The following is a 19,396-nucleotide window of genomic DNA, read 5'->3' on the forward strand; positions in this document are numbered from 1 at the left end:
ATTGCGCGCCTTGGCGGCATGCCGCCGGTGCGCTGGTGGATCACTGCATCGTGGTTGCTACTATTGTGATAGCTGCTTGCGCTTGATGGATAAGCGCTGGAGGCTGATTTGACTCTTAAAGGATGAGCGCCATGCGTGCAGATGTATTTTTGGTGGAAGCGGGCCATGCGGCCACGCGCTCGCAAGCGCAGCGGCTGATTGCTGCGGGCGTGGAGTGGCGTCTGTCTCCCCTGGCGCCCTGGCAGAAGGTGGCCAAGAACGGCGATGACATCCCGTCCGTGGCCGAGGTGAAGCTGCTGGACGATGCCGAGGCCAAGTACATCTCGCGCGGTGGCCTCAAGCTGGAAGGCGCCTTGTTGGCCACGGGGCTGTCCGTGGCCGGGCTGCGCTGCCTGGATGTGGGGCAGAGCACCGGCGGCTTTACCGATTGCCTGCTGCAGCAGGGCGCAGCGCAGGTCATCGGTGTGGACGTGGGCCATGGCCAGCTGCACGAGCGGCTGCGCAGCGATCTGCGTGTGGTCTGCGTGGAGGGCGTGAACGCGCGCTCGCTGACCGCCCAGGCGCTGCAGGAAGCCTGCGAGCTGGCGCTCTCTGAAGTCGTCGAAGCCGACGAAGACAACGAAACCCAGCCCGAGGCGCCCTACAGCTGGATGCGCAACGGCGGCCTGGTGGACGAAGCCTACGACGATAGCGGCGACGCCAAGGACCAGGACATCGAAGCCTTCAAGTCCGAGCGCGCCCAGCGCGCCGAAGCCCGCGCGCAGGGCACACTGCCCGTCCAGCGCCGACGCCGCGCCGAATGCGCGGGGGTGGACACGACACCGGCGTTCGACCTGGTGACGGGGGATCTGTCCTTCATCTCGCTGACCCTGGTGCTGCCCGCCATCGCCGCGTTCCTGCGCCCTGACGGCCACCTGCTCATGCTGGTCAAGCCGCAGTTTGAACTGCAGCCCGGCCAGGTGGGCAAGGGCGGTGTGGTGCGGGATGCCGCCCTGTATGCCGTGGTGGAAAAACGCATCCGCGACTGCTGCGCCGAACTGGGTCTGGCCGTGCAGGCCTGGCTCGACAGCCCCATCCAGGGTGGCGACGGCAACCATGAATTTTTTGTTTATGCGAGGAGGGCACCATGATTGCTGCCAATGCCCAGGGCACCGGTTTCCCGGTGAGTTTCGAATTTTTTCCGCCCAAGACGCCCGAAGGTGCGGACAAGCTGCGGGCCGCGCGCCAGCAGCTGTATGCGCTGCACCCGGATTTCTGCTCGGTGACCTACGGCGCCGGTGGCTCCACGCAGGAGGGCACTTTTGGCACGGTGCGTGAAATCCTGGCCGAAGGTGTGAGCGCCGCCTCGCACTTCTCGTGCATTGGTGCCACACGCCAGTCCGTGCGCGAGCAGCTCGCCACGCTCAAGGCCATGGGCGTCAAGCGCCTGGTGGCGCTGCGTGGCGATTTGCCCAGCGGCTACGGCGCGGGCGGGGAGTTTCAGTACGCCAGTGACCTGGTGGCCTTCATCCGCGCGGAGACGGGCCGGGATTTCCACATCGAAGTGGCCGCCTACCCCGAGGTGCATCCCCAGGCCAAGTCGCCCGAGGCAGACCTGAACGCCTACATCGCCAAGGTGCAGGCGGGTGCGGACTCGGCCATCACCCAGTATTTCTACAACAGCGATGCGTATTTCCGCTTTGTGGAAGACACACAGCGCCTGGGCGCCAACGTGCCTGTGGTGCCGGGCATCATGCCCATCGGAAGCTCCACGCAGCTGATGCGTTTCTCGGACGCCTGCGGTGCCGAGATTCCCCGCTGGATCCGGCTGCGCCTGCAGGCGTTTGGCGACGACACAGCCAGCATCAAGGCCTTTGGGCTGGATGTGGTGACCGATCTGTGTGACCAGCTGCGCAGCGCGGGCGTGCCCGCACTGCATTTCTACACCATGAACCAGAGTGCGGCCACTCTGGAAATCTGCCGCCGCCTGGGGATCTGACGGCCACGGCTTGGCTACCATTAGCACTTTGCAACATTTGCAGGGGGATGGTGGTCATGGAACGAGCTGGGGTGGCGGTATGGTGTGCGCTGTGTGTGTGGGTGTTGGGCATGTCGGGCGTTCAGGCGCAGACCCGCTACCACTGCCGGGACGGAAATGGGAACACTTTTGTCCTGTCGCGGCCGTGTCCTGAGGGTGCCCGCACCACAGCCGCTGTGGCGGGGCCTGCCCCGGCGCCATATTCATCGCCACGTTATGACAGCTATTCGCCGGTGCGGTCATCGCCCGAAACCCCGGACCACCATCAGTATCTGAGCGCGCGCTGCCGGGCCCTGGATGAAAACATCCGGGGAGCGTATGGCCGGGGCATCAAGGCCGATGTGGTGGAAGGAATGCGGCGCGAATACCGGCGCGATTGCCGGGAGGAGGAGCAGGATGCGTACTCACGGCTTTCGGCGGAGCGCCGCCACCGCGACAAGCAGCGCCGGGAAGACGAAAAGTCTGCCCAGGTCGCAGCACAGGCTTCCAGGGAGCAGCAGGAGCGGCACGCCCAGCAATGCGCCGAGTCTCGCCGCATTCTTACCAACAAACGCGCCAGAACGGATTTGACGGATGGAGAGAAAAACGATCTGCGACGGTTTGAGGAAGCATTTCTGGAGCGCTGCAAGCGCTAGCGCCCACCTGCGGCTGCTGCCCCTGCTGGTTGCGGCCTACTGTGCGTGGTTGCCTGCTGCGCAGGCAGAGGGGGCCGGTAACACGGCAGAGCCCTCCACCCCGAATGCCGTGGATGCCGCGTTGGCCGAGGCGGGGCTGCTGGATGAGGAGGTGCAACCTCTTGGTGAGCCCATTGACGCTCCATGGGCTGCGCCTTCGGGGGAGTCTGGCCGGTACGAGGTGGCGCCAGAGACCGGACTCGCGTCCTGGTACGGGCCTGGGTTTCACCGGCGCAAGACGGCCAGTGGCGAGCGGTTTGACATGCATGCAATGACCGCTGCGCACCCCACCCTGGCGTTTGGCACCTTCATCTGTGTGCGCAGCCAGATCACGGGCCGAGGGGTTGTGGTGCGCGTGAATGACCGGGGGCCCCATGCGCGGGGCCGGATCGTGGACTTGAGCCGCGCTGCAGCCATTGCCCTGGGGCTGCACGGTCTGGGGCTCAAGCCGGTGGAAGTGTTTCCTGTGGCCAATGGAGAATCGACCTGCCCTGAAGAGTGAGGACGTGGGGGCGGATGGGCCGTAAGAACGACCCGCCACTTGGACGCATCAGCCGCCTGATTCCAGGGTGTGCGTGGCGTGTTTGTCCTGGGCCAGCAATTCCACCATTTGTGGCAGTGCGGTTTTGAGCGCGGCTTTCAGGGTGAAGGGCGGGTTGATCAGAAACATGCCACTGGCTGGCAAGCCTGGGCGCTTGACGTCGCCAGCAGCGTTTTCGGTGAGCTTGCTGTTCTTGACGGTCAGCGTGGCATGCAGCCAGCTTTTGCCTGCCTTGGTGGCCAGGGTCTTGAGACGGCGAGGCAGGTCGTGCGCCTCGGGGCGCGGGATGATGGGGTACCAAAAGGCGTACGTGCCGGTGGCAAAGCGCTTGAGCGAATCCGCCGCCATATCGAGCACCTTGGCATAGTCGCTCTTGATTTCATAGCTGGGATCGCACAGTACCAAAGCGCGGCGGGCCGGTGGAGGCAGGAATTTCTTGATCCCTTCGAACCCGTCTTCGTGCAGCACGGCCACTTGGCGGCCTGCTTCGAGCTGGGCCACGTTGCCCGCCAGGGCGCGCAGGTCGGTGGGATGCAGCTCAAAGAGCTTGAGCTTGTCGTGGTCGCGCAACAGGCGCTGGGTGATGAACGGGGAGCCTGGGTAAACCCGCAGCGTGTTGCCCTGGTTGAAGGCACGGACCATGTCCACATAGGCCTGCAGGGCCGGCGTGAGGGTTGGGGCCGTGGGGGCAAACAGGCGGACGATGCCGTCTGCAGCTTCGCCGCTGGTGCTGGCGTAGTCGCCATCGAGCCGGTAGAGGCCCGCGCCCGCATGCGTGTCCAGCACGGTGAGGGCCGCGTCTTTCTCGGTAAGGTGTTGCAAGGCGGCGATCAAGACCGTGTGCTTGAGCACATCGGCATGGTTGCCTGCGTGGAAGGCGTGGCGATAACTGAACATGGCTCTATGGTAACGAGTGCGCCCTGTCGCCTTCCTGGGCCGGGTCGAGGGGTGGCTGCACTGGGTGGCGGGCACCAGACGCCGGTTCATGGTTCCATGCGAATTTGTCATGGGCCGGGGGCGGCAATGAACCATGGCGCGGCACAATCGGTGTATCTCTGACCAGGGTGTGTAACTTTTTTGGCAGTCGGGAAGCCTTTTGTTTCTGTAGCGCGTGCTGGCATGCTTCATGATTGCGTTTGGAGCGGTGTTGGCACCCGTTCACCCACAATCTCTGTCGAAACAAGCCCGCACGCCACACCCTTTCCACCATGATCGCAAGTTCCAGCCAAGCCCCAGCCAGCGGTGTCAGCCATGTGGATGCGCTGCCGCCAGGCACCCGCCTCGCTGAGTTCGAGATCCTTGCGCTCCTGGGGGTTGGCGGGTTTGGCATGGTCTACAAAGCCTTTGACCACTCCCTGCACCGGGCCGTGGCGATCAAGGAATACATGCCTTCGGCGCTGGCGGGGCGTGCGCAGGGCCAGTCGCTCTGGGTGAGATCCTCGTCGGACCAGCAAACGTTCCAGGCCGGGCTGGCCTCTTTTGTGGGTGAGGCGCGCCTGCTGGCGCAGTTTGACCACCCTTCGCTGGTCAAGGTGTTCCGCTTCTGGGAGGCGAACAACACCGCCTACATGGTCATGCCCCTCTACAGCGGTATGACCTTCAAGCAGGCCCGTGCCCAGATGCGCACCCCGCCGCCCGAGATCTGGCTGCGCAAGGTGCTGTGGTCAGTGCTGGGTGCCCTGCGGGTGCTCCATGACGGTAAGACCCTGCATCGGGATATTTCGCCCGACAACATTTTTCTGCAGGACATCGGCCCCCCAGTGCTGCTCGACCTGGGCGCTGCCCGGCACGCGATCAACGACCAGGACCGCAAACACACCGCCGTCCTCAAGGTCAACTACGCGCCCATAGAGCAATATTCCGATGGCGACGAGGATTTGCGCCAGGGCCCGTGGAGCGACCTGTATTCCCTGGCTGCGGTGGTGCATGGCTGCTTGTGCAACGACACGCCGCTGCCTGCCACGTTGCGCTCCATCCGTGATCGCATGGTGTCGTTCTCCCGCGTGGCCAGAACCGTCAAGCGCCAGTTTGGCGTGGAGTATTCCGCGCCTTTCGTGGCGGCGATCGCGCAGTCGCTGGCGCTCAAGCCGGAGGACCGGCCGCAGAGCATCGACGCATTCCTGCAGCTCATGGAGATGACGTCCGCGCCGGAGGGGAGCGAGCACTTCGACTTCCGGAACGACCTGGGGGATATCTGGGTGGAGCCTGCCGATCAGCCGGGCCCGGGCTTGGTAACGCCTACGGTGGATGTGACCTCAGCACCCAGCATCGTGGCAGAGATGCACGCCCAGGCGCAACGCGCCACCGGGAACGGAGTGGCCCACGATGCCGGAGGGCGTGCCACTCCCGCGGGCGAAGCGAATGTTGGCGGAGACACCGTGATGCTGGGCGGCCCGGACACTGTGGCTGCCGATGCGGGTGATACGGTCTTCATCGACGCAGGAGACACGGTGGTGGTTGATGACTCCCGCTACGACGATCCCGCGGGCGGCCACAAGCCGGGGAACGCCACCCGCCATGCGTCCGACCATCGGCCACAGCCATTGGAGCGGGAGATCGCCCGCCCCCACGGCAAGGCGGTGAAAACCACGCGGCGCTCGCCGGTTCTGGTGTGGCTCGGGGTGGCTGTGGTGGCCGTGGTGGTTTCTGCCGCCGGCCTGCGCTGGGCCCAGAGCAGCAAGGCGCCGCAGGACGACATCATCACCGAGATGGCAGAGCCGCCCGCAGCGCCGCCGCCTGCAGTGATGGAGACGGCGCTGCAGGACCCGGCCGCAGCGGCCTCTGCTGCTGTGGACGGCGCTGCGAGCGATACGGTGGCTGCTGCATCCATGCCTGCACCAGCACTTGTCCCTGCTTCTGCTCCGCGCGCCCCCACTCGTGCGCGACGGGCCGCCCCTGAGCCGGCTCCGACCCCGATCGTGGTGCATGAGGAGCCGCCCCCGCCACCGCCCCCCGTGGTGGCCGAGCCCAAGCCCCGCCCGCCACCACCGCGTGTGCCCAGCCCGCAAGAGGCCTGTGCAGATGCCAATTTCCTCGCACGCCCCATGTGCATCCACCAGGAATGCCAGAAGCCGTCCCAGTCCAACCAGCCCATCTGCGTGGAGAACCGCCGCCGCTACGAAGCCGACGAGCAGCGCCGCCGGCAGACCCCCAATTAGCCGTGGGCGAGGGGACCGTGGGCTGCTTTCCGGCTACGGGCTTGCGCCACAGGCCTGCAAATTCGTATAATCGCGGGCTTCGCAGCGCTTTTGTGGTCCCGCGGCGAAGACTTTACGCCACCTAAGAGGCTTCCTTCAGAGAAGCACCGACCGTGGAAAAGGACCCGCCAAACCCTCTTTTGAAGAGAAAACTCATGACTACTACTTTCAGCGCCAAGCCCGCTGAGGTTGTGCACGAGTGGTTTGTGATTGACGCGACCGACAAGGTCCTCGGACGAGTAGCCAGCGAAGTTGCTCTCCGTTTGCGCGGCAAACACAAGGCCATTTACACGCCTCACGTCGATACCGGTGACTTCATCGTCATCATCAACGCCGCCCAGCTCAAGGTCACCGGCACCAAGTCCCTGGACAAGGTGTACTACCGCCACTCGGGTTACCCCGGCGGTATCACGGCCACGAACTTCCGCGACATGCAAGCCAAGCACCCCGGCCGCGCGCTGGAAAAGGCTGTCAAGGGCATGCTGCCCAAGGGCCCCCTTGGCTACGCGATGATCAAGAAACTCAAGGTGTACGGTGGTGCTGAGCATCCCCACACCGCCCAGCAGCCCAAAGTGCTGGAAATCTAAGGAGCCTTGAGATGATTGGTGAATGGAACAATGGCACCGGCCGTCGCAAGTCCAGCGTCGCCCGCGTGTTTCTGAAAAAAGGCTCCGGCAAGATCACGGTGAACGGCAAGGACATCCAGTCCTACTTCGGCCGCGAAACCTCGATCATGATTGCCAAGCAACCCCTGGCGTTGACCAACCATGTCGAAACCTTCGACATCCAGATCAACGTGCACGGTGGTGGTGAATCCGGCCAGGCTGGCGCTGCCCGCCACGGTATCACCCGTGCTTTGATCGACTACGACGCATCCCTCAAGCCCGTCCTGAGCCAAGCTGGCTTCGTGACGCGTGATGCCCGTGAAGTCGAGCGTAAGAAGGTCGGTCTGCATTCCGCACGCCGCGCCAAGCAGTTCTCCAAGCGTTAAGCTGGTTGGGCTCTGGAGGGATGGCGGCTTTTGGGCTGGCATCCTTCTTCCTGCGAAGCTTTCCTCGGACTGCTTTACAGAACAAAAAACCGCCTTCGGGCGGTTTTTTCGTTTAAGGTGCGCTCTTTTCTCCGAGCCATCCTGATGTTTCACCCCTTCTCACCATGCGCCTTCGCCTTCTGCGCCGCCGACTGACGATCAGCGCCCCGAGGGTGGCCATCCGCAGTGCCTTGCCCTGGCCCCTTCGCTGGCTGGCCCTGGCCGTGGTTTTTGGTTTCTGTGCGGCAGTAGCCCTTTGGGCCTTCGAGTTTGGAAAGTCCATTGCAGGTCTGGATACCGTCTCCCGGGACGAATTGCTTCAGCTGCGGGCCGAGGTGGACCGCCTGCGCGCCGAGGGGCAGGAGCAACAGACAGTGGCCCACACGGCCGAGAGCTTGCTGGTCGCCGAGCGGTCTGCCAAGGAGAGTTTGATGGCGCAGGTCCGCCAGCTGGAGGCCGACAACCGCACGCTGCGCGAAGACCTGGGGTTTTTTGAAAAGCTGATTCCTGCGGCAAAGACCGAAGGGCTCGCAATCCGCAGCTTGCAGGCCGAGGTGCTGGGGGGAATGCAGCTGCGCTGGCAGGTCCTGGTGATCCAGGCGACGCGCAACGCCCCCGAATTCAATGGCCGGCTGGAACTGGTGCTGACGGGCACCCAGGATGGCAAGCCCTGGACCCAGACCCAGCCCGCCCAGGGACAGCCGCTGCAGGTCAAGCAGTACCGGCGCATTGAGGGTGTGCTCGATCTGCCCCCCAGCGCCGTGGTAAAAACCGTGACCGCGCGCGTGCTGGAGGGCACTGCGGTTCGCGCCGTGCAGGCGATGACCATCGACTAGTCCGGCGGCAGGGTTGGGAAGGCCCCTCCGGGGAACCTCATCCAGCCTGCTGCAAGGCCCCATACAGCCCTGCGCCGGTCGTTGTAGCAGGCAGGGGTGATGTGTGCGGGGCTTCGCGCCGTAGCCGTTTTCCGTGGGCTTTCTGGCCCGTCGTTTTCCGTTTGTATGCTCCGGGTTGGAGCATGCGCATTGAGGAGTTTTCACCCATGTTTTCCCGCAAGAAGCAGCCGCCGATCAAAAGCCTGATTGCCCAGGGCACCCGGATCGAGGGAGATGTGCACTTTGCCGAAGGCATGCGCATTGATGGCGAGGTGGTGGGGGACATCCGTGCGGGTTCGGAGCAGCCCAGCATCCTGGTGATTTCCGAGACGGCGCGCGTGGAGGGGGCGGTGCATGCCGACCATGTGATCGTCAATGGCCAGGTGGTGGGGCCTGTGCACGCTGCCGAACTGCTGGAATTGCAGCCCAAGGCGAAGATCACCGGCAATGTGCACTACAAGGCGCTGGAGATGCACCAGGGCGCCGTGATTGCCGGGCAGATGTGCCCGGTGGCTGTGCTGGTGGAGGAAAAGCCCCCACTGAAGTTAGCGTCAAACGGGCAGTGAACTGAATTCCCGAGAAGACTGCAGTACTATTCACCGCAAACTTTGAACCCGGAGTACCCCATGAGCGCTGTTGCCGAAAACATCCAGACCGAAATGCCTGCCCCCATCCTGTTTACGGACAGCGCGGCGGCCAAGGTGGCGGACCTGATTGCCGAAGAGGGCAACCCTGACCTGAAACTGCGCGTTTTTGTGCAAGGTGGCGGTTGCTCGGGTTTTCAGTATGGCTTCACCTTTGATGAAATCACCAATGAAGACGACACCACCATGACGAAGAACGGTGTGTCGCTGTTGATCGATGCCATGAGCTACCAATACCTTGTCGGCGCCGAGATCGACTACAAGGAAGACCTGCAAGGGGCTCAGTTCGTTATCAAGAACCCCAATGCCACAACCACCTGCGGCTGTGGCTCCAGCTTCTCTGCCTGACACGGAGAGGGTAGGGGTCAGGTGGTGCACACCGCTCTGTACCTGACCTCTGACCACGTAGCCGCCCGCATGGGCGGCTTTTGTTTTTTCACGCTGGGTAAACAGCGCCCAGCACACGGGCTCCCGCAGCGCCGGTCACACTGGCCAGGTTCCCGGGCCGTCCGTGCAGCGCCTGCCGTGCCAGCCAGGCAAAGGCCGCAGCCTCCACCTGCAATGCGGGCAGGCCCAGGGTATCGGTGGCGGTGACCTGCACGCCAGGGCAGGCTGCCTGCAGCCGTGCCATCAAATGGGCATTGAGTGCGCCGCCGCCGCAAACTGCCATCGTTTGGCTATTTCTTTTGTAGCTGTTTGCGCTTATTGCACATGCGCGGGCGGTGTATTCGGTCAGGGTCGCTTGTACGTCGGCAGGGTTTGCCTGTGCGAACGGCGCCAGGTGGTGGGCGAGCCATGCGGGGTTGAACAGATCGCGTCCCGTGCTCTTGGGGGGGGGCTTGTGCAAAAAGGGTTCGTCCAGCAACGATGCCAGCAACTCCGGCAGCACCTTTCCGCTGGCGGCCCACGCGCCTCCTGCGTCGAAAGCCTGGCCGGTGTGCCGTTGGCACCAGAAGTCCATCAGCGCGTTGCCGGGGCCGCAGTCAAAGCCCAGCACACTGCCGTCGGCGCCCAGCACGCTGAGGTTGGAGATGCCGCCGATGTTGAGCACCAGCACGGTTTCACCCGCGCGGCCAAAAACCCCCTGGTGAAACGCTGGCACCAGGGGTGCACCCTGTCCACCTGCCGCCACGTCACGGCTGCGGAAATCGGCCACCACGGTGATGCCGGTGCGCTCCGCCAGCAGGGCTGGGTTGCCCAGCTGCAGGGTGTAGCCCTTGCCATCAAATTCCTGGGGGCGGTGGCGCACCGTCTGCCCGTGGGCGCCGATGGCGCGGATGGAAGAGCCAGCCAGGCCGCTCTGTTCGAGCAGCGTCTGCACCACCTGCGCATACGCCTGTGACAAGGCGTTGCCCGCCAGCGCGGCGCGGTGCAGTTCGTCAATGCCCGAGGTGTTGAGGGCCATCAGTTCGGCCCGCAGTTCGGGCGCGAAGGGCGCGCTGGCATGGTGGGTGACCACGCAGTGCGAGCCGGAAAAATGGGCCAGCACCCCGTCGATGCCATCGAGCGAGGTGCCCGACATCAGGCCGATGTACAGCTCGGATGCGCTCACAGGAGCCGTGTGGACTGTGAAGGCGTGGACGGAAGAGCCTCAGGTCCAGGGGCCTCAAAGCCCAGGCAAGCGGCGTGGCCAAGGCCTGTGGCTGCCGCGCAAGGGCCGCCGCGCCGCGTAGGCGGCGCTTCGCTTGCGTGCGCTGGCGGCGTCCCCCCGTGGGGGGAAGGCGTGAAGCGACTCAGGGGGGGCTTCACTTCACTCTGCGCTGGCTTGTTCGATCCGTGCAGCGGCCGACAGCTGGATGCGCATGTTGGCAGCCAGGCGGTCAAACGCAGGGCGCGAAGCCGCTGAGACTGGCGCTGCGGCCTCGCTCTGGGCCACGATGGTCTGCGGATCCTGGTGTACGCCGTTGACGCGGAACTCAAAGTGCAGGTGCGGGCCGGTGGCCCAGCCTGTGGCGCCCACGGCGCCCAGGGTCTGGCCTTGTTCGACCGACTGTCCCTGGCGCACGTCGATGCGGCTCAGGTGGGCATACACGGTGACGTGCTGGTTACGGTGCTTGACGAAGACCACATTGCCAAAACCGTTCTGCACGCCTGCAAACTCCACCACGCCATCGCCCACGGTGCGCACTGCGGTGCCGGTGGGCGCGGCGAAGTCGGTGCCCAGGTGGGCGCGCCAGGTCTTCAGGATGGGGTGCAGGCGCATCTTGAAGCCGCTGGTCACGCGCGAGAACTCCACCGGGGATGTGAGGTACGCGCGGCGCATGCTTTCGCCGTCCAGCGTGTAGTAGGCGCCCTTGGCGGCACCGGGTTCCTGGAACCAGACGGCCTCATGGGTCTTGCCGTTATTCACGAACTCGGCGCTCAGAACGCGGCCACTGGACAGGGGCTCGCCATCGGCTTCCAGCGTTTCGTACACCACAGAGAAGCGGTCGCCCTTGCGAAGCGAACGGCGAAAGTCGATGTTGCCCGAGAACAGCTCGGCCATCTGCACGGCCACGGCGTCGGGGATGTTGGACGCATCGGTGGCGGCAAACAGCGAGCTGTGGATGATGCCGCCCGCCAGCCGACTGTTGGTCGTCAACTTGGCGGTTTCGATGCGCGTCGCAAACTTGTTGTCGCCCGTGCGCTCGACGATCAGGCGGCGGAAGTTGCCACTGTCGTCCGGCACCCAGCGCACCGTCAGGCGAATCAGGCGGTGGTCGTCCGTGGTTTCTGCCGACACGATCCGGCCTGTGCGGCCCAGCACATTTTGTCGCACAGGAGTGTCACCACGCATGAATGCAGCGGCTGCCGGGTCGGCCACGCCCATGCGCTGCAGCAGCGACTCGGGGGTGTCGCTGCTGCGCACCTGTTCGGAGCGGAACAGCGAAAAGCCCGGAGCTTCCAGCTCGCCCAGCACGAGGTTTTCTGCCAGCGATTCAACGGGGTAGCTCACCATGCGCACCGGCAGCTCGGCCGGGTCCGGCGCAAAGGACGCCACAGCGAATGCGCCGCCACCACCCGTCAGCAGGATGGCTGCGACGGCGGCGGTGATGCGTTTGGGATGTTGTTGGATCGTGCGGGACAGCCGGTCAAGCAAAGCCGAGCTGGCGGTGGTCAAGCCGTGAATCAATGGTCTATCCCCAGGGTGAGAGTGAATCCGTGACACTTCCCCGACGCTGGCGCGGGGCAAGGCATGGAGCACAGACTGTCAGGCTGCAGCCGTTCGACAGAATGGTCAAAAACAGGTCGAAACAGCGGTCCCACTAGAATCCGCCTCAAGCAATGTGGGCTGAAGTATAGCGGTGCATGCTGTCTAGACATCCCAAAAAACCCTTATGAATCAATCTGCTGTTACAACAACCCCGGTCTCTGATGGTGTAAGACAGGCCCTCGAAATCTCCCTGCGTGGCGTGCAAGAGCTGCTGCCGCAGGACGAATGGGTCAAGAAGCTGGCGCGCTCGGAGGCCACAGGCCAGCCGCTGCGCATCAAACTCGGGCTCGATCCCACGGCTCCCGACATCCACATCGGCCACACGGTGGTGCTGAACAAGATGCGGCAATTGCAAGATCTGGGCCACCAGGTGATTTTCCTGATCGGGGACTTCACCAGCCTGATTGGCGACCCCTCGGGCCGCAACAGCACGCGCCCGCCGCTCACGCCCGAGCAGATCAAGGTGAACGCCGAGACCTATTACAAGCAGGCCAGCATGGTGCTGGATCCGGCCAAGACCGAGATTCGCTACAACAGCGAGTGGAGCGAACCCCTGGGCGCGAGCGGCATGATCCAGCTCGCCTCGCGCTACACCGTGGCGCGCATGATGGAGCGCGACGACTTCCACAAGCGCTTCACCACCGGCCAGTCCATTGCGGTGCACGAGTTCCTGTACCCGCTGATGCAGGGCTACGACTCGGTGGCGCTCAAGAGCGACCTGGAGCTGGGCGGCACGGACCAGAAGTTCAACCTGCTCATGGGTCGCCACCTGCAGCAGGAATATGGCCAGGAGCCGCAGTGTGTGCTCACCATGCCGCTGCTGGTGGGGCTCGATGGCGTGGACAAGATGTCCAAGTCCAAAAACAACTACATCGGCATCACCGAAGAGGCGAACACCATGTTCGCCAAGGTGCTGTCCATCAGCGACACCCTGATGTGGGACTGGTACACGCTGCTGTCGTTCAAGAGCCTGGCCGAGATCGCCGCGCTCAAGGCTGAGGTGGAGGGCGGGCGCAACCCCAAGGACGCCAAGGTGATGCTCGCCAAGGAGATCACCACGCGCTTCCACAGCGCGGCAGCGGCCGATGCGGCCGAGCAGGATTTCATCAACCGCAGCAAGGGCGGCGTGCCGGATGACATCCCCGAACTTAGCCTGTCCGGCGCACCGCTGGGCATTGGAGCGCTGCTCAAGCAGGCCAACCTGGCGCCCTCGGGCAGCGAGGCCAACCGCCTGATCGACGGCGGCGGCGTGCGTGTGGATGGCAGCGTGGTCAGCGACAAGGGCTTGAAGCTGGCTGCGGGCACCTACGTGGTGCAGGTGGGCAAGCGCAAGTTCGCAAGAGTGACTTTGTCCTGATTTTTAGGTCAAATGGGCTGCAAGCGCTTGTTGAATAAGCGCTGGCAGCTATCAAAATAAAAGCGCTGAAGCCGCAAGGCCCAGCGCTTTCTTCATCAGGCCCCGTCCAGGTTGTCGTTCAAATCCGGGTCGGGCACATCGCCAATTGCCTGGCGGGTGGCCTCGGCCTGCACCTGCAGCCAGGCGCAGAAGGCCTTGATCTCCGGCCGCTGCGCGCTGCGTGGCCCCACCATGAGCCAATAGGCCAGCGGCGAGTCGATGCGGTGGCCGGGCAGCACCTCCACCAGGTCGCCAGCGGCCAGGGCATCGGCAATCAGCGGCATGCGCGCCAGTGCCAGGCCCTGGCCGGCCAGCGCGGCCTGCACGATCTGGTGGGCGTAGTTGAAGTACAGCCAACGCTGGGGTTGCAGCTTGGTCAGGTCGCGCGTGTCGAACCAGCGGCGCCAGCTCAGGTACTCCAGGTAGTGCGTGCGGTGGGCGTCGCCTGCCTCGATCAGGGTGAACTGCGCCACGTCGGCCGGTGTGCGCAGCGGTTTGCCGCTCTTGAGCAGCCACGGGCTGGCCACCACGGCCAGTTGCTCGCCAAACAGGCGGATGCCGCCTTGCGTGGCGCCGGCGGGCATGGCGTAGCGCAGGGCCAGGTCCACGTCCGAAGTTTCCAGATCGACCTGCACGTCGCTCGCATCAATGCGGATGTCGATGCCCGGGTTGTCGCGCTGAAACTCCTCCATGCGCGGGATCAGCCACATCGATGCAAAGCTGGCCCAGGTGGTGATGGCCACACTGCGTCGCCCGGCCGTCTGACGCACCAGGCGCACGGCGGCGTCCATGCGCTCCAGCGCCGGGCCCACGGCACGCTGCAGCTGCGCGCCCGCGCTGGTCAGCTCTACCGCGCGGGTGTGGCGCAGAAACAGGGGCACGCCCACTTCTTCCTCCAGCGCCTGGATCTGGCGGCTTACGGCCGACTGGGTGAGCGCCAGTTCGTCGGCGGCGGCGCGGAAGTTGAGGTGTTTGGCCACGGCCAGAAAGGCGCGCCAGTGCCCGGTGGCCACGGGGCGGGTGCGAAGGACGGCGGGGGAATATTCGGCAGAGACCATGGCAGGTGTCCTGGAGGGCGATTCATGCGTTGACGGAATGAATAGCGTACCGCGTTTTCATTGGACTGTGTACGGTGGAAGGCGCACCATTCAGGCTCCTCAACACGTTTTACTGAAGCCAAGGAGCCTGTCATGTCCCCCCGCAACGTTCTGGAATCGCAACAATCCGTCCACGCCGCCCTGGCTGGCCGTCGTGCGGCCGGTTGCTGGAAACTGGCCACAGGCCGGGCCTTGTCGCTGCGGCCGCACACCCATGGTGTATTGCAGATTGCGCAGGGGCAGGTCTGGCTCACCCTGAGCGGGTCTTTGGCGGATTTGCCGGGTGCGGCGGCCGATCATGTGCTGCGGGCCGGGGAGCAATTGACCATTGCGCCGGGCCAGCATGTAGTGATGGAAGCCTGGAACCCCCGGGGCAACGCTGAGGCCGTGGCTTTCCGTTGGGACAGCGTGGTGGCACCCGCCACGGCGCAGCCCACAAGCCTGGCCGCCCGCGACTGGGAATGTGGCGTGGTGCAGCCGCTGCGCGACCTGGTGCAGGCACTGGGGCAAGGCGGGCGCGCCCTGGGTGCGGCGCTGGCCGATGTGACGGGTGCAGGCGGCCGGTTCGCCGCCGGTCTGGCCCGGTTTGCTCTGCATCGCATAGCAGCACCGCTACAGCGCAAGCCCGCTTGAAGCGTATATGCAGGAAAAGCATCAATAGGTGCCGTGCTTTTCATTGGACGTTGTTCTGCAAGCCGCGCACCATACGGTCTTATTAGGGTTTACCCGGAGAACACCATGACAACCTCTCACGCTCTTCATCTGTTTGCATCTTCCCGCGCGCTGGGCGCGGTCGCTGGTAGCACTGGCAACGTGGCAGCGGGCGCTGCTGTCACGCTGGCACCCAAGGTTGCAATGACTTTGCGCATTGCCGAAGGCCAGGCCTGGGTCACGCTGGGCAAGGGCCTGGGCGACAGCAGCGACGTGTTCCTGTGCGCTGGGCAGTCGCTGCCCGTGGCCGCAGGCCAGTCTGTGGTGGTCGAGCCGCTGAACGGCCGCCGTCTGCAGTACCGCTGGGTGGATGGCGATGCCGCCAGCGCCCGCCCCGCATCCTGGTGGCGCCGTGCGTCCGTTGGCAACGGTGCTCCCGCCTGGGGCGATGCCTGCTGCGCCTGACCTGATCTGAGGCGCTCGGTCGCCTCGGTTGGGTGTGGGGTTAGAGTCAAAAGAGCTGCTAGCGCTTGTCCATCAAGCGGTAGTAGCTCTTTTTTAATAGCGAACGGGGCAAGCACCAGGCCGTCAGCGCGGCTCTTCGCCCAACAGCCCGATCAGCTGGGTCTGCAGCGTTGTCAGCAGTTCATCCGACAACGCGGGCTGCGCCGCAGCGGTGGCTCGGGCCAGCACCAGCCCGCCGACCATGGTGGCCAGCACTTGTATCGCGCGCTCCCGGTCTTGTGACCGCACGGTTGCGCTGCCTGCCTCGGCCCTGCTGTCGACCAACAACTGGGCAAACCGCTGGATGTTGCGCTCGATGCCCTCGGCAAACACTTCCGACAGCCCACCGCCCGCCCGCGCGGCGTCCACCGCCAGCGCGGCGACGGGGCAGCCGGTGCCCGGCGCGTCGCGGTGCTGGGGCGAGAGGTAGCGCTGGATGCGCTCGCCCACGGTGGTGTGGGGTGTGGCGCCTTCCAGCGGGGTCATCGACCAGTCAAACGCCCGCGCACACGCCTCCTGCACCAGCGCGTCCTTGGAGGCGAAATGCCGGTACAGCCCGCCATGGGTGAGCCCGGCGTTGCGCGTGATGTCGGCCACGCCCACGCCGGTCAGCCCCCGCTCGCGGTACAGGCGGGAGGCTGCGTCCAGGATGCCCTGCCGGTTCTCTGCGGCCTGTGCTTTGGAAACCTTCATGGGAGCCTCTTATTGATTGCGAGCGTACGCAAAAAGCGGTTGTGCCTTTATGATGATGGCTGCAATCATAAAGGCGCGGGCCCTTTCCGCGCGTCGATGCAGCGTCCCAGAACCGGTTCTTGGTGCTGCGCCCAATTTGTCTGACGAGGTGAATGCATGAAAAAAATGATCCCTGGCGGCCGTGGTGCCCAGGTGTGGAGTGGTTTGTGCTGCGACAAGGCGGTGGCCTGATGCGGCGCGTTGTGGTCACGGGCATGGGCCTGGTGTCGCCGCTGGGCTGCGGCGTGGAACTGGTCTGGCAGCGCCTGCTGGCCGGGCGCTCGGGCCTGTCACGCCTGCCGGAAGCGGTCGCGGACGGCATTGCCGCCAAGGTGGCGGGGCAGGTGCCGGATGTGGCGCAAGACCCCGAAGGCGGCTGGGATGTGGACGCTGTCGTCTCGTCCAAGGACCAGCGCAAGATGGACCGCTTCATTCCCTTTGCGCTGGGCGCGGCGCAGCAGGCGCTGGCGCAGGCCTGCTGGCCGCCTGCCGATGAGCGTGCGCGCGAGCGCACGGCCACGGTGATCGCTTCGGGCATTGGCGGCTTTGGCGCGATTGCCGAGGCGGTGCGCACCACCGACACGCGCGGCCCGCAGCGCCTGTCGCCGTTCACGGTGCCCTCCTTCCTCGTCAATCTGGCCGCAGGGCAGGTGTCGATTCGCCATGGCCTCAAGGGGCCGCTGGGGGCGCCGGTCACCGCCTGCGCCGCCAGCGTGCAGGCGATTGGCGATGCCGCGCGCCTGATCCGCAGCGGCGAGGCCGATGTGGCCCTGTGCGGCGGTAGCGAGGCGGCCATTGACCGCGTGAGCCTGGGCGGCTTTGCAGCGGCCAAGGCGCTCGGCACGGCGTTCAATGACACCCCCGAGCAGGCATCGCGCCCCTTCGATGCGCAGCGCGACGGCTTTGTGATGGGCGAGGGCGCGGGCATGCTGGTGATCGAGGCGCTGGACCATGCCCTCGCGCGCGGAGCCACGCCGCTGGCCGAGCTGGTGGGCTACGGCACGTCGGCCGACGCGTACCACATCACCTCCGGCCCCGAAGACGGTGACGGCGCAGCGCGCAGCATGCTGGCAGCGCTGGCGCAGGCAGGCCTCACGGCGCAGGACGTGCAGCATCTGAACGCCCACGCCACGTCCACCGGGGTGGGCGACCGGGGCGAGCTGGCCGCCATTCGCCGTGTGTTTGGCGCGGGGTCACAGGTGGCCATCAGCTCCACCAAGTCGGCCACGGGCCATCTGCTGGGGGCGGCGGGCGCGGTGGCCGCCATCTTCACGACGCTGGCGCTGCGCGACCAGGTGGTGCCGGGCACGCTGAACCTGCACACGCCCGATGCGTTGGCCGAGGGGCTGGACTTGGTGGCGCTGCGGCCCCGGCCCATGGCGCTCTCCCACGCCATGCTCAACGGGTTTGGTTTTGGCGGCGTGAACGCCACGCTGGTCCTGCGGCGCTGGCCGGTAGCCGCTTGACGTCTGGTGTCTGCCCCGTGCTGTGGGGGGGGGGGCGGTCTCAGTGGACGAGTTCGCCCCGCACGGCTTCGAAGGCGGCCAGGGCTGCATCCCCATCCAATTTCTCCATGCGGGCGAGTGCATCCTCGTCTTCCACGGTGCTGAATGCCAGACTGAAGTGTTGAAAACGCCGGCCCGCCAGCGGGCCGTGGTGCAGCACCTCGACGTTGACATGGCGGGGGTCGTTGCGGATGCGTTCGATGAGTTTGAGCACCGCCTTCTGCGGACCTTCGAGCTGCTGGCAAAAACGCTGGCCGTCAAAAATCAGCAATCCCGTCACGTCCAGCTCCGCGTTGACCTGGCGCGCTCGCCCGGCAATCTCGGCCACCACGCTCAGCGGTTGCTCGGGGGCGAGGGTGCTCACGTAGAGGACCTCGTAAAGGGCGGGGGATACGTTCATAAGTGAGGCCCAATGTAGGGGGCACACGGCGGTTGCACAATGTCAAAAGACATAGATGTAACTGCTGCGCCACCCGGCGCGTTGTGGTGCTGTCGCCAAATGTGAATCGATGAGAATTGCGCCACCATGAACGCCACCCTGCCCGCCCATGTCTGCCCTCCAACGTGCCACAATTGCAGATTGCGCAAGACCGGCGCCTTCACCGCCGTGAAGCCCGAGGTGCTGGACTTCATTGAAGGCTTTCGCACCGACAGCCTGGCCGTGGAAGCAGGCGGCGCGCTGGTGCGCGAAAACCAGACCAACGCCAAGCTGTTCACGCTGTATTCGGGCTGGGCCTTTCGCTACAAGACCATGAGCGACGGGCGCCGCCAGATCCTCAATTTTTTGCTGCCTGGCGACCTGGTGGGCCTGCAGCAGGAGTTTGGCGATGTCTCCACCCATGGCATCGAGGCGCTGACCGATTGTTCGCTGTGTGTGTTCCAGAACGACAGCCTGTGGGCGCTGTTTCGCGAGCACCCGCGCCTGGGCTACGACATCACCTGGCTGTCGGCTCACGAAGAAGGCCATGTGGACGACAACCTGCTTACCGCCGGCCGCCGCAACGCCACCGAGCGCGTGGCCATGCTGCTCATGCACCTGTACCGACGGCTTGACCGCATCGGGCTGGTGGAGGACGGCACAGTGGCGTTCCCGCTCAACCAGCAGCACATTGCCGACGCCCTGGGGCTGTCGCTGGTGCACACCAACAAGACGCTGCGGCGCCTGTCGCTGCTGGGCCTGCACGAGCTGAAGAACGGCCGCCTGCGCCTGCTCAACACCCGGGCTCTTGCGCGCATCGCCGAGTACTACGACACGCCGCCCCGGCTGATGCCGCTGCTGTAAACGCTGTCCGCTGCGGCAGAAATCTGAGAGAAATGGCCTCTAGCGCTTGATAGATAAG

General features: G+C 65.1%; 21 protein-coding genes. 15 read left to right on the top strand and 6 right to left on the bottom strand.

Annotation, left to right across the window (positions count from 1 at the left end; translation table 11 throughout):
- Window positions 1-131 precede the first annotated feature (131 nt).
- The 4 genes from AC2YJX_RS05170 to AC2YJX_RS05185 all read left to right on the top strand — a co-directional run bounded on the left by AC2YJX_RS05170 (window position 132) and on the right by AC2YJX_RS05185 (window position 3,193).
- Window positions 132-1,130: a TlyA family RNA methyltransferase gene (locus AC2YJX_RS05170; RefSeq protein WP_436131459.1), complete on the top strand. Its 999-nt coding sequence runs from the start codon at window positions 132-134 to the stop codon at window positions 1,128-1,130.
- Window positions 1,127-1,978 carry a methylenetetrahydrofolate reductase [NAD(P)H] gene (gene metF, locus AC2YJX_RS05175; RefSeq protein ID WP_121421226.1) on the top strand — a complete coding sequence of 284 codons (852 nt, stop codon included), beginning with the start codon at window positions 1,127-1,129 and terminating at the stop codon, window positions 1,976-1,978. The genes AC2YJX_RS05170 and metF overlap by 4 nt, the downstream gene beginning before the upstream one ends.
- A 110-nt stretch (window positions 1,979-2,088) precedes the next feature.
- A complete protein-coding gene (locus AC2YJX_RS05180; protein ID WP_487255474.1) occupies window positions 2,089-2,652 on the top strand; it encodes a hypothetical protein in 564 nt (187 codons plus the stop codon).
- The gene (locus AC2YJX_RS05185) at window positions 2,618-3,193 is read left to right on the top strand and encodes a septal ring lytic transglycosylase RlpA family protein (RefSeq protein WP_228896090.1); all 576 of its coding nucleotides are present in this window, start codon (window positions 2,618-2,620) and stop codon (window positions 3,191-3,193) included. The genes AC2YJX_RS05180 and AC2YJX_RS05185 overlap by 35 nt, the downstream gene beginning before the upstream one ends.
- 48 nt (window positions 3,194-3,241) lie before the next feature.
- Here the strand turns inward: AC2YJX_RS05185 and AC2YJX_RS05190 are convergent, their stop codons facing one another.
- Window positions 3,242-4,129 (bottom strand): 23S rRNA (adenine(2030)-N(6))-methyltransferase RlmJ, encoded by an 888-nt coding sequence (locus tag AC2YJX_RS05190; protein ID WP_121508503.1) that lies wholly within the window; start codon window positions 4,127-4,129, stop codon window positions 3,242-3,244.
- Window positions 4,130-4,440: 311 nt separating this feature from the next.
- On the opposite strand from AC2YJX_RS05190, the gene AC2YJX_RS05195 reads away from it, so the two are divergent.
- The 6 genes from AC2YJX_RS05195 (at window position 4,441) to erpA (ending at window position 9,326) form a co-directional block, all read left to right on the top strand.
- Window positions 4,441-6,390, top strand: a complete 1,950-nt coding sequence (locus AC2YJX_RS05195) for a serine/threonine protein kinase (RefSeq protein WP_487255475.1) — start codon at window positions 4,441-4,443, stop codon at window positions 6,388-6,390.
- A 194-nt stretch (window positions 6,391-6,584) separates the two neighbouring features.
- Entirely contained in the window at window positions 6,585-7,016 is a 432-nt protein-coding gene (gene rplM / locus AC2YJX_RS05200) for a 50S ribosomal protein L13 (protein WP_008907237.1), read from the top strand.
- Between the two features lie 11 nt (window positions 7,017-7,027).
- The gene (gene rpsI, locus AC2YJX_RS05205) at window positions 7,028-7,420 is read left to right on the top strand and encodes a 30S ribosomal protein S9 (RefSeq protein WP_005798582.1); all 393 of its coding nucleotides are present in this window, start codon (window positions 7,028-7,030) and stop codon (window positions 7,418-7,420) included.
- A gap of 164 nt (window positions 7,421-7,584) precedes the next feature.
- The gene (locus tag AC2YJX_RS05210; RefSeq protein WP_487255476.1) at window positions 7,585-8,295 is read left to right on the top strand and encodes a DUF6776 family protein; all 711 of its coding nucleotides are present in this window, start codon (window positions 7,585-7,587) and stop codon (window positions 8,293-8,295) included.
- Window positions 8,296-8,501: 206 nt separating this feature from the next.
- Window positions 8,502-8,900 (top strand): bactofilin family protein, encoded by a 399-nt coding sequence (locus tag AC2YJX_RS05215; protein WP_055394679.1) that lies wholly within the window; start codon window positions 8,502-8,504, stop codon window positions 8,898-8,900.
- Window positions 8,901-8,960: 60 nt separating this feature from the next.
- Window positions 8,961-9,326 carry an iron-sulfur cluster insertion protein ErpA gene (erpA, locus tag AC2YJX_RS05220; RefSeq protein ID WP_008907234.1) on the top strand — a complete coding sequence of 122 codons (366 nt, stop codon included), beginning with the start codon at window positions 8,961-8,963 and terminating at the stop codon, window positions 9,324-9,326.
- An 88-nt stretch (window positions 9,327-9,414) separates the two neighbouring features.
- Here erpA and AC2YJX_RS05225 read toward each other — a convergent pair whose 3' ends face one another.
- Both AC2YJX_RS05225 and AC2YJX_RS05230 read right to left on the bottom strand, forming a co-directional pair.
- Window positions 9,415-10,530, bottom strand: coding sequence for an anhydro-N-acetylmuramic acid kinase (locus AC2YJX_RS05225; RefSeq protein WP_487255477.1), 1,116 nt, complete (start codon window positions 10,528-10,530; stop codon window positions 9,415-9,417).
- A gap of 198 nt (window positions 10,531-10,728) precedes the next feature.
- A complete protein-coding gene (locus AC2YJX_RS05230) occupies window positions 10,729-12,090 on the bottom strand; it encodes a peptidoglycan DD-metalloendopeptidase family protein (RefSeq protein WP_487255478.1) in 1,362 nt (453 codons plus the stop codon).
- Window positions 12,091-12,295: 205 nt separating this feature from the next.
- Here AC2YJX_RS05230 and tyrS point away from each other — a divergent pair, with 205 nt between their 5' ends.
- On the top strand, window positions 12,296-13,528 hold the full coding sequence (gene tyrS, locus AC2YJX_RS05235; protein ID WP_228896098.1) for a tyrosine--tRNA ligase: 1,233 nt from the start codon (window positions 12,296-12,298) through the stop codon (window positions 13,526-13,528).
- 95 nt (window positions 13,529-13,623) lie between these two features.
- On the opposite strand, the gene AC2YJX_RS05240 is transcribed toward tyrS, so the two are convergent.
- Window positions 13,624-14,625 (bottom strand): LysR substrate-binding domain-containing protein, encoded by a 1,002-nt coding sequence (locus tag AC2YJX_RS05240; RefSeq protein WP_121508507.1) that lies wholly within the window; start codon window positions 14,623-14,625, stop codon window positions 13,624-13,626.
- Between the two features lie 132 nt (window positions 14,626-14,757).
- On the opposite strand from AC2YJX_RS05240, the gene AC2YJX_RS05245 reads away from it, so the two are divergent.
- Together AC2YJX_RS05245 and AC2YJX_RS05250 are read left to right on the top strand one after the other, a co-directional pair.
- Window positions 14,758-15,297, top strand: coding sequence for a DUF2917 domain-containing protein (locus AC2YJX_RS05245; RefSeq protein WP_121508508.1), 540 nt, complete (start codon window positions 14,758-14,760; stop codon window positions 15,295-15,297).
- 105 nt (window positions 15,298-15,402) lie between these two features.
- Window positions 15,403-15,780 (top strand): DUF2917 domain-containing protein, encoded by a 378-nt coding sequence (locus AC2YJX_RS05250; protein WP_121421219.1) that lies wholly within the window; start codon window positions 15,403-15,405, stop codon window positions 15,778-15,780.
- 123 nt (window positions 15,781-15,903) lie between these two features.
- Here the strand turns inward: AC2YJX_RS05250 and AC2YJX_RS05255 are convergent, their stop codons facing one another.
- Entirely contained in the window at window positions 15,904-16,512 is a 609-nt protein-coding gene (locus tag AC2YJX_RS05255; RefSeq protein ID WP_487255479.1) for a TetR/AcrR family transcriptional regulator, read from the bottom strand.
- A 230-nt stretch (window positions 16,513-16,742) separates the two neighbouring features.
- Here AC2YJX_RS05255 and fabF point away from each other — a divergent pair, with 230 nt between their 5' ends.
- The gene (gene fabF, locus AC2YJX_RS05260; protein WP_487255480.1) at window positions 16,743-18,017 is read left to right on the top strand and encodes a beta-ketoacyl-ACP synthase II; all 1,275 of its coding nucleotides are present in this window, start codon (window positions 16,743-16,745) and stop codon (window positions 18,015-18,017) included.
- Window positions 18,018-18,057: 40 nt separating this feature from the next.
- On the opposite strand, the gene AC2YJX_RS05265 is transcribed toward fabF, so the two are convergent.
- On the bottom strand, window positions 18,058-18,456 hold the full coding sequence (locus AC2YJX_RS05265) for a BLUF domain-containing protein (protein ID WP_055394662.1): 399 nt from the start codon (window positions 18,454-18,456) through the stop codon (window positions 18,058-18,060).
- A 126-nt stretch (window positions 18,457-18,582) separates the two neighbouring features.
- Between AC2YJX_RS05265 and AC2YJX_RS05270 the strand changes: the two genes are divergently transcribed.
- The gene (locus AC2YJX_RS05270; protein ID WP_055394660.1) at window positions 18,583-19,338 is read left to right on the top strand and encodes a Crp/Fnr family transcriptional regulator; all 756 of its coding nucleotides are present in this window, start codon (window positions 18,583-18,585) and stop codon (window positions 19,336-19,338) included.
- Window positions 19,339-19,396: the final 58 nt, after the last annotated feature.

This window comes from Acidovorax sp. SRI_002 (assembly GCF_057586455.1).